This window comes from Dokdonia donghaensis DSW-1, from assembly GCF_001653755.1.
GTDB classification, from domain to species: Bacteria; Bacteroidota; Bacteroidia; order Flavobacteriales; family Flavobacteriaceae; genus Dokdonia; species Dokdonia donghaensis.
Window position 1 is genome coordinate 741,337 of record NZ_CP015125.1, and the last position, 13,748, is coordinate 755,084.

Here is a 13,748-nt window from a genome sequence, read left to right on the forward strand (position 1 = left end):
TGGAAGATTCTAAAATTTACGCATCTATATAACTTGTAGATTTTAAAATGTTAGAATGTTATGGATTCTCAGTATTTTCGCCGCAATTAATTAATAACACACAATGAAAAAAATAGGAGTATTACTTGTTGCAGCAATGATGGCTGTTGCGTGTCAAACAGAGAAGACTGGTTTTGTAGATACTGAAGAGCTACTTACAGAATATGCAGAGCTTAAAGATGCAAAAGAGCGTTTTACAAAAGAAAACGACGAGATTATGGCAGATCTTGAACTTAAGATCAAAGCTTACCAAATCAAAGAAGATCTTTTTAGAAAAAACGGACCTTCTATGTCTCGTAAGAAGCAAGAGCAACAATATAATGAGCTAGGAGCCGAGGCACAGCAGTTACAACAAGAGCGCCAAGCAAGAATAGGAAAACTACAAGTAGAGAGCCAAGAGGTAATAGACTCTCTTATTACTAAGGTTAAAACTAAAGTTAAGGATTACGGTAAGGCAAATGGATACTCATACATTTATGGGTCTAACGATGCTGGAAGTGTTCTTTTTGGGAAAGAAGAATTAGATCTAACAAAGACTATTCTTAAAGAAATGAATGATAATTACACTACAAAGGAGTAAATAAAGTTCATTTAAAATGCTTAAAGCGGTGAGAAATCACCGCTTTTTTTATGCGCAAAATTATTAATAATTAGAATATCATATTGCTCTTAAAATACTGCTGTAATATAATTGTGAATGTTTGTTTCTATTTTAAATTTTGTAATTGTAGACTGTACTTTGCTTCAATATTATACTAGTAAAATATTGATTAATTAGCTTTGACTATTAATTTATCTGTCAGTTTTTTGGGAAAGATTATAAGTAATTAATGCTAGTTTTTTTATTGAATTGAGACCCCAGCGTAAGCAATAATTTTCCTTAAATTATTGATTGTTTTATAACCCGTTTTCAATCATAATTAGAGCGTATAATCCTCGTGATTTTATAAAGTTTTATTGCTGTAATATAATCTACTTTTAACTAACAAAATTGAGCCTTAATGAGGGTGTGTTTTGCGTGAAAATTTATCTGAAGACTTCTCCTATTTTTAACCTGTGAATGTTGTTATGCTATGTTAAATCTAGTTGAACCGGTGTGGTGGCGTAAACCAGGCTATGCATTTTTAAATATCTTGGGAGGTAATCGCCTAAAATGGAATTAATCCTCAAGGAATTTAGACTAAACATTATTTTAGTTTTGTCTAAAAATTTGCAATAAATTGATTTATTGACTCTTGCGATGTAGTAATCTAGTGAGCTTGATCGAGAGATCTGTAAGAATAATCTTTGCATTACCGTTGCGTTCTATGTGATATTCGGCGTCTTGTATGGCTTCTACAATAGGAATTATATTGTTGTTATGCACAAATGGAGCAAATTTAGAAAGATCAAATCCGGTCTCTAGTTCCATAAAAACAAGGTCATTTGCCTTGTAGTTTTTAAGCAAAGCCTGGCGGAAAAACTGGACACAATATTCAAGGAAATTTTTCTGTGTTTCACGACCAGATTTTGCTATCTCCTCGCTCCAAGATATAAGGCCTAAAACGGCTTCTTTTTTTCCCTTTGCCTGGAAAGCTGTGCGTACCCAAGTAACAAACCATTTTTCAAATTGTATATCATCTCCATCGTGATGTAAAAGATGTAATGCTTGTTGATAATCACCTTGTGCTTGATGTGCAATTTTATTTGCTTCGGCTTCTGGTGTATTGTGTTTTGTAATTAGTGCCTCTGCAATTTGAGGCTCGCTTAGTTTGGGAAACGTGAGAACTTGACATCTTGACTTTATAGTGTCTATGATACTGTCTTCATTTTCGGCAATGAGGATAAATAAGGTTTGTGCTGGTGGCTCTTCAAGAAGTTTGAGTAATTTATTTGAAGCAGCGGTGTTCATTTTGTCTACAGACCAAATGATCATTACCTTATATCCACCTTCATAAGCTTTAAGTGCTAGAGATTTATTAATATCTGCAGCTTCATTTACACCTATTTGACCTTGTTTTTTTTCAATACCTAGATGTTGATGCCATTCAAAAAGGTCTCCGTACGGGTTTTCTTTTATAAAAGAGCGCCATTGTTTCATAAAATGACTAGATACGGGATGGCTTTTTACTTCTGGCGTAGTAGCAACTGGAAAGGCAAAATGTAAATCTGGATGAGATAAATTTTCAAATTTTAGATTGCAATCTGCCGCGCCAGAGTTGTTTTCGCCTTGAGCGTTATTACATAAAATATATTGGGCATAAGCAATGGCCATAGGTAAAACACCTGTGCCAGCAAGGCCTACAAATAGTTGAGCGTGAGCAATACGACCTGCATCTACACTTGTAGTGAGGTGATTTTTAATAAAATCTTGCCCTATAACGTTTGAGAACAGCATAGCGCCAAATATAAAGGAATCACAGCATTTATTATCCTCTGTATCCATTATATTTGCTAGTAAAACCAACGGATATGATCACAGTAGACGACTTTAATTTTGAGAATAAGAAAGCACTTATACGTGTAGATTTTAATGTACCTCTTGACGAGGAAGGTAATATTACAGATACCACAAGAATAGAAGCTGCAAAACCTACTATTTTAAAGGTGCTTGAAGATGGTGGTTCTGCAATTTTAATGTCGCACCTGGGACGACCTAAAAATGAAGAAGAGGAGTTCTCACTATCGCAAATATGTAGTACTGTTTCTGAGATTATAGGTGTAGAGGTAAACTTTGTAGATAATTGTGTGGGTGATAAAGTAACGCAGGCAGCTCAAGACCTTGAGATGGGTAAGATTTTACTATTAGAAAATCTACGCTATCACAGTGAGGAAACTGCAGGTGATGTAGAGTTTGCAAAGCAATTAAGTACTCTAGGAGATATTTATGTAAATGACGCCTTTGGTACTGCACACCGTGCACACGCATCTACAACAGTAGTTGCTCAATTTTTTCCAGATGCAAAGTGCTATGGATATTTACTCGCAAAAGAGATAGAGAGTCTTGATCGCGTGCTTAACAATAGCGAGAAGCCAGTACTTGCTATACTAGGAGGATCTAAGGTGTCTTCAAAAATCACTGTAATCGAAAACATACTTGATAAAGTAGATGAGATGATTATAGGTGGTGGTATGGCATTTACGTTTATTAAGGCACAGGGAGGACAGATAGGAAACTCTATTTGTGAGGATGATAAAATGGACCTTGCGCTTGATATACTTAAGCAAGCAAAAGAAAAAGGTGTACAGATACATATACCTGTCGATGTTATTGCTGCAGATGATTTTGCAAACGATGCAAATACAAAAGTGAGTGACATCACAGCTATAGAAGATGGATGGCAAGGATTAGATGCGGGACCCGCTTCTCGCGAAAATTTTGATGCTGTTGTAAAAAGAGCAAAAACCATACTTTGGAACGGACCTCTAGGCGTTTTTGAGATGGAAACTTTTGCAGGAGGTACAATTGCACTAGGCCATAGTATTGCAGAGTCTACTCAAAACGGAGCGTTCTCACTTGTAGGTGGTGGTGATAGTGTTGCTGCTGTAAAGCAATTTGGTTTTGATTCAAAAGTAAGTTATGTCTCTACCGGAGGAGGAGCAATGCTAGAAATGCTAGAAGGTAAAACACTACCAGGTATAGCAGCGATTAAAGCATAATGACAACACATAAATTTTTAAAAGCCACCCTAAGCGGTGGCTTTTTTAATGACTTATAGTGAGTAATTGCTATAATAAACAAAAGTGAATTTTTTAATAAATTTTCCTCGTTCTCATAATATATTTCCTTAAACCGTTAAGGTCTCACCTTATTTTTAAAACCATACGATTTTCTCGTATCTTTCGTTTCTTGACTATGACCCAAATGAACATAAAAAATAATCTTTTCTTGCTTTGCTCTCTAGCGCTAGGTGCACTATCGTTACAAGCACAAGACACATTATCATACGAGGCTTACAAGCGCAAGCAACCGGCTAGTAATCAAGTAAAGACTCAGGTATTGCAACCGGATACAATTACTATAATAAATGAGGTGAAGGCAAATGTAGTATCTCAAGACCTACCTCAAACAGTTATTGCTACTCAGGTAAAAGATTCAATAACATTTAGGCTAGAAGATGAGCCACAGGCAGCACTCATAGATATGCGCTGGCGTCAAGAACTTGCCAGAATGGACCTTTATGACTCTATAAATGCTATAAGAAACAGCCAGACCTATCTACCAGAGGTAAGGCTTGAATTACCCACAGACACTTTAAAAAAGCGACTCGCAGCTATAAATGCGCGCACACCCTTTAACGTAGAGTATAATCCCTCACTAGAGAGCGTGATAAACCGTTATTTAAAACGTCATAAACCTACTATGGAGAAGTTAATGGCTGTGAGCCAGTTTTACTTCCCTATGTTTGAAGAACGACTAGACAGGTATGACATTCCTCTTGAGATGAAATATCTCGCTATTGTAGAGAGTGCATTAAGACCTAGAGCAAAATCTAGAGTTGGAGCAACGGGTCTCTGGCAATTTATGTTTGCAACTGGTAAAATGTTTGATCTAGAGGTAAACAGTTATGTAGATGACCGTATGGATCCTATCGCTGCAACAGAGGCGGCTTGTGCCTACTTATCGCAACTATATAATATACACGGCGACTGGGACCTTGCCCTAGCATCTTACAACTCTGGCCCTGGTAATGTTTCTAAAGCCATAAGGCGCTCTGGAGGTTATAAAAATTACTGGAATATACGCCAGAATTTACCTAGAGAAACCGCAGGATACGTACCAGCATTTCTAGCAACAATGTACCTTTTTGAATATGCAGATGAGCACGGCTACACTCCAGAAAGAGCACCCGTAAATTACTTTGCGACAGACACGATACACGTGAAACAAACTATTGCGCTAGACCAAGTATCTAGCATTGTGGGCATACCTCTTGAGATTGTACAGTTCTTAAACCCGCAGTACAAGTTGGACATCATTCCTGTGATAGAAAATAAGAAGTATTATGTGAGACTACCTATAGAGAGCGTAGGTAAGTTTGTACAAAATGAGGCAGCTATTTACGCTTTCGCGAAAGCGGAATTAGACAAAAGAGAAAAGCCTTTACCAGAGGTACTAGCGGCGAGCTCGCAAGTAAGATACCGCGTGCGTAGTGGTGATTACCTAGGTAAAATTGCAAATAAATATGGCGTGCGTGTAAGCCAGATCAAAAAGTGGAACAACCTGCGATCTAACGCACTTAAAATAGGTCAGCGACTCACAATATACCCTAGAAAACCAGTGACTAATAATGCTGTTGCGAGCAAGAAGAAAAGTGTCTCTCTTAAAGGGAAAAAGACCTATACCGTTCAAAATGGAGATTCCCTCTGGAAGATTGCAAATAAATTTCCAGGAGTAAGTGTTGAGAATATCAAAGTTTGGAACGATATTAGTAGCTCTAGACTCAAACCAGGAATGAAATTGCGTGTGTCAAAATAGCTAGTTATGAAAACTCTTCTGTACGTCTTATGTTTTTGTATTGTGAGTGTGAGCATCGCTCAAGAGACTATACTTGAGCCTGTAGATGTAGAGAACACTTCAAAAAAAGATCCGGTATACGAGTATCTATTACAACACTATAAACCTATTTCTGATAAAGAACCCATCCCGTCAGACGGTGTGGTAGATTGTGGTTTTACACAAACATTTGAAAACGGGTTGAGCTATGAGAAGCGCAACTGTGCAGATGCATACCTTGCTAGTGGTGAGGTCCTTACCGTTACAAATCCAGACAGAACATCAATAGTAAAATGGGTTGAGTCTCTCAATGCTATTTTTACAGAGCATAAAGGACACAACGGCTGGAATTTTGATCAGTCAGAATACAGGCCATTGTCTAATGTACCAGGCGCATTTTTTGAAATTTATAGATATAAAAACAGTACCAGCATCTTAGTAATGTCAGGATGTTAGAAAAAATTAAATAAAATGATTAAAAAAGTATTTTTAAGCTTAGTAACAGCAACTATTCTATTTTCTTGTTCTAATGGAGACGGTAAGAGAATCTTAACAGAGTCTGTAGGTAACATAAATAACGTAAAAGTAGTACTTACTAAAGATCAATGGCAGGGCACTATAGGAGACGCGCTAAGAGACGTTCTTGCAGATCCGGTATATGGATTACCTAGAGAAGAACCTAAGTTCTCTATAGACCAGATACCGCCAGAAGCTTTTGGCGACTTTTTACTTAAGAATAGAATCTTTGTACAGATTAAACCGGCAGACAGTGCGACTGTAACTATTGTAAATGATAAGTATGCGCGCCCACAAACAGGTATTATTATTACAGGCAAGAGCGAAACACAAATTGCAAACCTTATCATAGATAATGAAGAGAAGATTGTAACTGCGCTTAAAAATCAAGAACTGGTAGCAAACCAGCGCCGTATTAAAAAAGCACTCAAGAACACAGACTCTTTGCGCAAGACCTTTGGTGTACGATTCAATTTTCCAAATGCATATCGTTATGCAGAGCAAAAGCCGGATATTTTCTGGATACGTAAGGATTTAAAACGTAGCGGTAATATGAATATAACGGTATACGAAGTACCACTTCAAGCCATAGATAAAGATACACTTACGATAAAAAATATCATACGTATGCGTGACTCTATAGGTGGTAAAAAAATACCTGTAGATGATGGCCGTTTTATAACAGAGAGAGCATTCTCGCCATACTTACAAGAGACAGAGATAGATGGCAAGTTTGCTTACGAGACTAAAGGAACGTGGGAGGTAGATGGTCGTTATATGGCTGGACCCTTTGTAAATTATGCAATACGTGATGAAGAAAACGGGCGATACCTCATACTAGAAGGTTTTATATTCTCACCTTCTCAAGACCAGCGTGATAATATGTTTGAGCTAGAGAGTATATTAAAAACGGCTAAGTTGAAGTAGGTTTTTAATCACGCTTTCGCGAAAGAAAAGTGATACACACAAAAAACCGCATAACTCAAGGAGCTATGCGGTTTTTTATATAGTATAAAACTAGATTTTATTTTTTCTCTTCTATAAGATCGTCATCTTCATCTTTTGATGCTTTCTTAAATTCTTTAATACCGCCTCCTAAGCCGCGCATCATTTCAGGGATTTTTTTACCTCCAAAAAGTAGTAAAACCACCAATACAATAAGTCCTATTTGCCAAGGGCCTACCATTCCTAAAAGTATACTTAATGTGTTCATCATCTTCTGTTTTAGAAAAACAAAGATAGTAAGAAAACAAACATATGAACGTTAAAGTCATAAAAAGGACATAATAAGGAGCTTTGTAGTGTGTGATGGCAATTTTCGCGTAAGCGTAATAATAGGGCTACACTATATCACATCTAAAAAAGTATATTTGTAAAACAGATGGCAGAAAAGAAAACTAAAAAGAAGAAAATTGCAAAAAAGCTACTGCATAAGTACCGCTTAGTGATACTTAATGAAGACACTTTTGAGGAGCGTATTTCTTTTAAACTCACACGACTTAACGTATTTATATTGGTAGGTGTGTCTGCCATAGTGCTTATAGCGTTAACCACATTACTCATTGCGTTTACACCACTTAGAGAGTATATCCCGGGTTACTCAAGTACAAAACTCAAACGCAACGCAACCTTACTTGTCGCAAAGACAGACTCGCTAGAGAATGCGATACGAGTAAACGAGCAGTACTACTCATCTATACGCAGAGTACTAAGTGGCGATGTAGAGGCACTAGAGTTTGATAGAGACTCCATACGAGATGCGGTTTTTAATGAAGAAGATATTTATGTGCTACCCAGCAAGGAAGATAGCTTGCTTAGACAAACGGTAGAGCAAGAAGATAAATATAACGTTTTTGACAAGGCTGTAGAGGACACAGATTTCTCACTGTTTCCGCCGGTGCAGGGTACGATAACCTCTGCATATAACGCTGCCTTAAAGCATTATGCGATAGATATTGTGACCGAAAAAGATGCTCCCGTAAAAGCTGCGGCAGATGGTACGGTGATTTTTGCAGAGTGGACGGCAGAGACCGGTCACGTACTCATTATTGAGCACCCTAAAAACTTGATTACGGTTTATAAACACAATGCCTCTCTTAACAAGGAGCAAGGAGACCTTGTGCAAGCGGGTGAAGTTGTCGCAACTGTAGGTAACACTGGAGAACTCACAACAGGACCACATTTACATTTTGAATTATGGAGTAATGGATACCCCATTAACCCAGTTAATTTTATTGATTTTAACTAATGTCATTAAAGTCTTTTGGCGCAAAAATATTTGCCTCATACATTGCGGGTAAAATAAAAAAGTGGGCAGATAACCCTTTAGAAACTCAACAAAAGGTTTTTGAGAAGCTCATAGATGCTGCGCAGTATACAAACTTTGGTAACGATCACCATTTTGATAAAATAAAAACCCATCAAGATTTTGTAAAACACGTACCCATAAGAGATTATGAAGCGCTTAAACCTTATGTAGATAAGATGGTTGCTGGCGAGGCAGACGTTTTATGGCCTGGAAAGCCCTTGTACTTTGCAAAAACATCTGGTACTACATCTGGTGTAAAGTATATACCTCTCACAAAAGATAGTATGAAGACGCACCCTAACAGTGCGCGTAATGCCATATTATCATATATCGCAGAGACGGGTAATACTAGCTTTGTAGACGGTAAAATGATTTTTTTACAAGGAAGCCCCATAATGACCGAAAAAAACGGCATCAAGTTAGGGCGTCTATCTGGTATAGTAGCTCACTATGTGCCTAATTATCTTCAGAAAAATAGACTTCCTAGCTTAGAGACTAATTGTATAGAAGATTGGGAGCATAAGGTAGATAAGATTGTAGAGGAGACTATAGATCAAGATATGACCCTTATAGGAGGGATTCCGCCGTGGGTACAGATGTATTATGAGCGTCTTATCCAGAAGAGTGGTAAAACTGTGGGAGAGCTCTTTAAAAACTATCAACTCTTTGTGTATGGTGGGGTAAATTATGAGCCATACCGTCGCAAGCTAGAAGACCTTATAGGGAGAAGTGTAGACAGTATTGAGTTATATCCTGCAAGTGAAGGGTTTTTTGCCTTTCAAGACTCACAGACTGAGAAAGGAATGCTCTTGCAGCTAGATAACGGAATTTTTTATGAGTTTATAAAAGCAGATGAGTTTTTTAACGAAAACCCTACAAGAATAACCATCAAAGATGTACAGCTAGATGTAAACTATGTAATGATTATATCTACCACTGCTGGCCTTTGGGCTTATAATATAGGCGATACAGTAATATTTACCAGTCTCAAACCCTATCGAGTGATGGTCTCTGGACGTATCAAGCACTTTATTTCGGCATTTGGGGAGCACGTGATAGGTAAAGAAGTAGAGCAGGCTATGCTTGAGGCATCTGCAGGTACAGATATCAAGGTGACCGAGTTTACCGTGGCACCACAGGTAGCACCACAATCTGGACTGCCTTATCACGAGTGGATGATAGAATTTGAAAATGAGGGGATGGGAGATTTAAACGCTTTCGCGAAAGCGCTAGACACCTCACTACAAGCTCAAAATTCTTACTACTTTGATCTTATAGAGGGTAAAGTACTACAACCTCTTAAAATAACGAGAGTGGCAAAAGACGGCTTTAATGAATATATGAAATCACAGGGAAAACTGGGGGGACAAAACAAGATCCCAAGACTCTCAAATGATAGAAAAATAGCAGACCTTCTTGCAGTAAAGCAGTAACTTGCTTGTACCGAGGCTAGATAGTCTATGCCTTGCAAGGGGTGAGATGTAAATACTAATCATTACCTTTGACCTTTAATATGAGTATATTAAAAAAACAAGGGCGTACAAGAGCACAAGAGAGTAGCAGCGCCATCGAAAGGATGTATATCACAATGCGTCACCTCTTTAATAGAGGGTTCTACAAACCAATGGGTGTTTCTGGAGAAACATTACGTGAAGCACTATTAATCTTAAGACCAGAAATTTACGGTACTATAGCAGAAGAAAAAGTCGAGCTAGACGGACTTCTTTATGTAATAGACAGACTTCCAGAGGGAATAGAGGAGTGTAGATTTATTAATCTTACTAGCGACGAGGGGTATAAAAATAGCCACTTTGAGCCTATTGTACCGGCTAAGCGCCGCCGTAATTGCTATCGTATAGATGAAGAACAGATGAACATCGAGATTACTCGTGGTCGTTCTGAGATATATGATATCCTTACCCACATTACGTTTCTTTTTATAGAATCTCACAAAATAATGAAGCGTGTACTCATCAATGATGAGGGAGCGGTTATACGTGACTGGGAGAAGTTAGAAAAAGCTGTTTTAGATAATGATGATCTTGACCAGAAGGGTTGGGAAATCGCTATGACCCACACAGCAAACATTTTAGGAAGAACCTTTGCAGAGGTAAGTAGTATTGCTCCAGAGTTTAATACAAGAACAAATAACAAACGCTTTTTACAAATCATATACTGGCTAGGTAAACTGGCTATTGCAGAGGTTTTAAAAGAAAACAAGCGTACGGTTACATTTAGCCCAGTGTTGCGTGAGCGACTAGGTCATCACATACACGGTGAGGTATGGGCAAATGATATTAAGGCTACCTTAAAACAACACGGTTTAATACACAGACCGTTACATATTATAAGTGCAAATATGCACTCTGTAATGAATACACTGTATGCCCCACTTGCTCTTAAGTCTGAGCTTCGCAAGAAGTCTAAACTCGACATTTATGAGATGCTTAGTAATAGCGGGAACAGTGCATTACGTAATAAAGTGCAAAAAGTAGCGTTACAAAACGGAATGATATACCTTCCGGATGAAAGCGGAACGAATATTAACGTTCAGATTTTTGATATGTGTAAGCTTCCTGTTGCAGAAAATGATTTCTGTAAGAAGGAGATGAAAGATGAAGAACATCCAGTAATTATTGTGATGGACTATGCCTTTGGAGAGCAAGCTTACGAAACTATGGAGGAGCTACTTAAACCATATCAAGATGGTGAGGAGAAGATATATCTAGACGTAGATTCTATATCTATAATGGGTAAAGCCGGTATTCTTGAAGGAGGCAAGGGAGATCTTATGATACCTAGCGCACACCTTTTTGAAGGAACTGCAGATAATTATCCTTTTGAAAATGAATTGTCTAAAGAAGACTTTGAAGATAACGGACTTCTCGTTTTTGAAGGAGCAATGGTTTCTGTACTAGGTACATCACTACAAAACAGGGATATCCTTAAATTCTTTCACGACAGTACGTGGAGCGTTATTGGACTAGAGATGGAAGGTGCTCATTATCAAAAAGCGATACAAGCCGCAGCAAAGTTGCGTAAGAGTATAAAGGAAACAGTAAAAGTGCGTTATGCATACTATGCTAGTGATAATCCCCTAGAAACAGGTAGTACACTAGCTTCTGGAGGATTAGGTACCACAGGCGTAAAGCCTACATACCTTATCACAGAAAAAATACTGGATCAATTATTCAAGTAATTTAAGAGTCTAAATTATAAACTGTATTTTGGACCTTTAACGGCTTACAGACCACTAACGACCAAAATATAATACGTATGAGCGATCATTACAATCAACCTGCAACTCAGCAGGAGATGGACCTTTCTGATATATTCTCTCTCATAGGCAGATTTATAAAAAACTGTATCTACTTCATATTTAGAATAGTAGATTTTATAATTAGAAAGTGGTGGATTATACTACTGCTTATAGTCGCAGGTATTGCCCTAGGTTACTTTACAAAGGGTGCAGCTTCATATGACGCAAATCTTTTACTTAAGACTAATTTTAAAAGTCAGTCGTACGTTTATACTGCTATTAACCAGTTTAATAATAATCTAGCCGAAGGAGATACAGACTTTGTTATTTCTCTTGGTAAAGACCCATCTACCTTTGGTGTGGCGGCTGTAGAGGTTGCTCCCGTTGTAGAGGTACTTGATCTCATAGCGTATATAGGTGAGAATGATAGAGCTCTAGGCGAGATGACCCGTGAGTTTAAACTTGAAGATGATCGTGAGCTATTTGCTACAGATCGTTTTCTATCTACTTATAAATATCATAAACTCACCGTAGGGCTTAAAAGTGAGCAGGGTAAAGAAGATATAGCTAGCCTTATGAGCTTTATTAATGATCAACCCTTTGCACGCGAGCTAAAGGAAAAAGGTCTGGTAACTCATACTGAGTTTATTAAAAGCCAAGAGCAATCTATAGAGCAGATTAATAGCCTTATAAATGCCTACAGTAAGGAAAACGGCCTATTAAATAGTACTAAAGAAGATGGTTTCTATTTTAATAATAGAAGTGATAACATCTCAGATTTATTTGATGTAAAGACACTCTTACAAAGGAATTTAGAAGAGCTTAAAAATGATGATGTAAGCTACACAGATGTGGCTGTTATTGTAAGCGATATTCAAGCTTCTAGAGATACATCTATTCTAGATAATATGATTGTTATATACCCGCTATTATTTGTGATATTGTTTCTTTTTATTTCTGGCACAATAAAGTTTTATAACTCATACAAAGCCGAAACATTAAATAATTAAGAAACTCAAAAACGCACGTTATGAGTCATAAAGTAGCATTAATCACAGGTGTCACAGGGCAAGATGGAGCTTATCTCAGTGAGTTTCTCCTTAAAAAAGGGTACGAAGTACACGGTATAAAACGTAGGACATCATTATTTAATACAGATAGAATAGATCACTTGTATGAGGATCCTCATATAGATAACCAACGGTTTTTCTTGCATTACGGTGATCTTACAGATAGCACAAACCTCTTTAGAATTATACAAGAAGTACAGCCAGACGAGATTTATAATCTAGGTGCTATGAGTCACGTTCAGGTTTCTTTTGAGATGCCTGAGTATACGGCAAATGTAGATGGCCTAGGTGCTTTACGACTGCTAGAGGCCGTAAGGGCTTTAGGTTTAGAGAAGAAAACAAAAATCTATCAAGCATCTACCTCAGAGCTGTATGGTAAAGTCCAAGAGGTACCACAAAGTGAGACAACACCTTTTTATCCTCGTAGTCCATATGCAGTAGCAAAGCTTTATGCATACTGGTCTACCGTAAACCATCGAGAGGCTTACGATATGTTTGCTTGCAACGGCATCTTATTTAATCACGAGTCACCGGTGAGGGGAGAGACTTTTGTTACTAGAAAAATCACTAGAGCAACCGCAAAGATTGCCTTAGGTCTTCAAGATAAAATGTATCTAGGTAATCTAGATGCAAAACGTGACTGGGGCCACGCAAAAGATTATGTACGTATGATGTGGATGATCTTACAAGCAGATGAACCAGAAGACTGGGTGATAGCTACAGGAGAGACAACAACTGTGAGAGACTTCATAAAAATGGCTTTTAAATATATAGGCGTCACCTTAGAGTTTACAGGTAAGGGAGTAGAAGAAAAAGGCAAAGTAGTCTCATCAAATAACCCTGAGTACCCGGTAAAAGAAGGTCAAGTAGTTGTTGAGGTAGATCCAAAATATTTTAGACCTACAGAAGTAGAGCTCTTAATAGGAGATGCGTCAAAAGCATATAATAAGTTAGGTTGGAAACCAGAGTACAAACTACAAGGACTTGTAGATGATATGATGAAGAGCGACATCAAGCTAATGCAGAAGGACAGCTATCTTAAAGAAGGAGGGTATCAAACAATGAACTATTTTGAGTAGC

General features: G+C 37.7%; 12 protein-coding genes. 10 read left to right on the top strand and 2 right to left on the bottom strand.

What is annotated here, in order from left to right; translation table 11 throughout:
* Positions 1-103 precede the first annotated feature (103 nt).
* Complete coding sequence (locus tag I597_RS03135; RefSeq protein ID WP_035326220.1) at positions 104-619, top strand: OmpH/Skp family outer membrane protein; 516 nt, start codon at positions 104-106, stop codon at positions 617-619.
* Positions 620-1,264: 645 nt separating this feature from the next.
* Here I597_RS03135 and I597_RS03140 read toward each other — a convergent pair.
* On the bottom strand, positions 1,265-2,416 hold the full coding sequence (locus I597_RS03140; RefSeq protein WP_035328900.1) for a DNA polymerase III subunit: 1,152 nt from the start codon (positions 2,414-2,416) through the stop codon (positions 1,265-1,267).
* Positions 2,417-2,490: 74 nt separating this feature from the next.
* On the opposite strand from I597_RS03140, the gene I597_RS03145 reads away from it, so the two are divergent.
* The 4 genes from I597_RS03145 (at position 2,491) to I597_RS03160 (ending at position 6,958) form a co-directional block, all read left to right on the top strand.
* On the top strand, positions 2,491-3,678 hold the full coding sequence (locus tag I597_RS03145; RefSeq protein WP_035326222.1) for a phosphoglycerate kinase: 1,188 nt from the start codon (positions 2,491-2,493) through the stop codon (positions 3,676-3,678).
* Between the two features lie 205 nt (positions 3,679-3,883).
* On the top strand, positions 3,884-5,497 hold the full coding sequence (locus tag I597_RS03150) for a lytic transglycosylase domain-containing protein (RefSeq protein ID WP_169741091.1): 1,614 nt from the start codon (positions 3,884-3,886) through the stop codon (positions 5,495-5,497).
* 6 nt (positions 5,498-5,503) lie between these two features.
* The gene (locus I597_RS03155; RefSeq protein ID WP_152594961.1) at positions 5,504-5,971 is read left to right on the top strand and encodes a hypothetical protein; all 468 of its coding nucleotides are present in this window, start codon (positions 5,504-5,506) and stop codon (positions 5,969-5,971) included.
* A 15-nt stretch (positions 5,972-5,986) separates the two neighbouring features.
* Positions 5,987-6,958, top strand: a complete 972-nt coding sequence (locus I597_RS03160) for a DUF4837 family protein (RefSeq protein ID WP_035326227.1) — start codon at positions 5,987-5,989, stop codon at positions 6,956-6,958.
* A 97-nt stretch (positions 6,959-7,055) separates the two neighbouring features.
* Here I597_RS03160 and tatA read toward each other — a convergent pair whose 3' ends face one another.
* On the bottom strand, positions 7,056-7,244 hold the full coding sequence (gene tatA / locus I597_RS03165; protein WP_035326230.1) for a twin-arginine translocase TatA/TatE family subunit: 189 nt from the start codon (positions 7,242-7,244) through the stop codon (positions 7,056-7,058).
* A gap of 168 nt (positions 7,245-7,412) precedes the next feature.
* Between tatA and I597_RS03170 the strand changes: the two genes are divergently transcribed.
* The 5 genes from I597_RS03170 to gmd all read left to right on the top strand — a co-directional run bounded on the left by I597_RS03170 (position 7,413) and on the right by gmd (position 13,747).
* On the top strand, positions 7,413-8,279 hold the full coding sequence (locus I597_RS03170) for a M23 family metallopeptidase (protein ID WP_035326233.1): 867 nt from the start codon (positions 7,413-7,415) through the stop codon (positions 8,277-8,279).
* Complete coding sequence (locus tag I597_RS03175; protein ID WP_035326235.1) at positions 8,279-9,772, top strand: GH3 auxin-responsive promoter family protein; 1,494 nt, start codon at positions 8,279-8,281, stop codon at positions 9,770-9,772. Before I597_RS03170 ends, I597_RS03175 begins: the two co-directional genes overlap by 1 nt.
* Positions 9,773-9,852: 80 nt before the next feature.
* Positions 9,853-11,538 (top strand): DUF6909 family protein, encoded by a 1,686-nt coding sequence (locus tag I597_RS03180; protein ID WP_035326237.1) that lies wholly within the window; start codon positions 9,853-9,855, stop codon positions 11,536-11,538.
* Positions 11,539-11,615: 77 nt separating this feature from the next.
* The gene (locus I597_RS03185; RefSeq protein WP_035326239.1) at positions 11,616-12,608 is read left to right on the top strand and encodes a hypothetical protein; all 993 of its coding nucleotides are present in this window, start codon (positions 11,616-11,618) and stop codon (positions 12,606-12,608) included.
* Between the two features lie 20 nt (positions 12,609-12,628).
* Positions 12,629-13,747: a GDP-mannose 4,6-dehydratase gene (gmd, locus tag I597_RS03190; RefSeq protein WP_035326240.1), complete on the top strand. Its 1,119-nt coding sequence runs from the start codon at positions 12,629-12,631 to the stop codon at positions 13,745-13,747.
* The last annotated feature ends 1 nt before the right edge of the window (position 13,748 follow it).

What these genes read in the sequence shown, in the direction of transcription:
- I597_RS03135 (WP_035326220.1), top strand. Translation starts at nt 104, where the DNA reads ATGAAAAAAATAGGAGTATTACTTGTTGCAGCAATGATGGCTGTTGCG.
- I597_RS03140 (WP_035328900.1), bottom strand. Translation starts at nt 2,416, where the DNA reads ATGCTGTTCTCAAACGTTATAGGGCAAGATTTTATTAAAAATCACCTC.
- I597_RS03145 (WP_035326222.1), top strand. Translation starts at nt 2,491, where the DNA reads ATGATCACAGTAGACGACTTTAATTTTGAGAATAAGAAAGCACTTATA.
- I597_RS03150 (WP_169741091.1), top strand. Translation starts at nt 3,884, where the DNA reads ATGAACATAAAAAATAATCTTTTCTTGCTTTGCTCTCTAGCGCTAGGT.
- I597_RS03155 (WP_152594961.1), top strand. Translation starts at nt 5,504, where the DNA reads ATGAAAACTCTTCTGTACGTCTTATGTTTTTGTATTGTGAGTGTGAGC.
- I597_RS03160 (WP_035326227.1), top strand. Translation starts at nt 5,987, where the DNA reads ATGATTAAAAAAGTATTTTTAAGCTTAGTAACAGCAACTATTCTATTT.
- tatA (WP_035326230.1), bottom strand. Translation starts at nt 7,244, where the DNA reads ATGAACACATTAAGTATACTTTTAGGAATGGTAGGCCCTTGGCAAATA.
- I597_RS03170 (WP_035326233.1), top strand. Translation starts at nt 7,413, where the DNA reads ATGGCAGAAAAGAAAACTAAAAAGAAGAAAATTGCAAAAAAGCTACTG.
- I597_RS03175 (WP_035326235.1), top strand. Translation starts at nt 8,279, where the DNA reads ATGTCATTAAAGTCTTTTGGCGCAAAAATATTTGCCTCATACATTGCG.
- I597_RS03180 (WP_035326237.1), top strand. Translation starts at nt 9,853, where the DNA reads ATGAGTATATTAAAAAAACAAGGGCGTACAAGAGCACAAGAGAGTAGC.
- I597_RS03185 (WP_035326239.1), top strand. Translation starts at nt 11,616, where the DNA reads ATGAGCGATCATTACAATCAACCTGCAACTCAGCAGGAGATGGACCTT.
- gmd (WP_035326240.1), top strand. Translation starts at nt 12,629, where the DNA reads ATGAGTCATAAAGTAGCATTAATCACAGGTGTCACAGGGCAAGATGGA.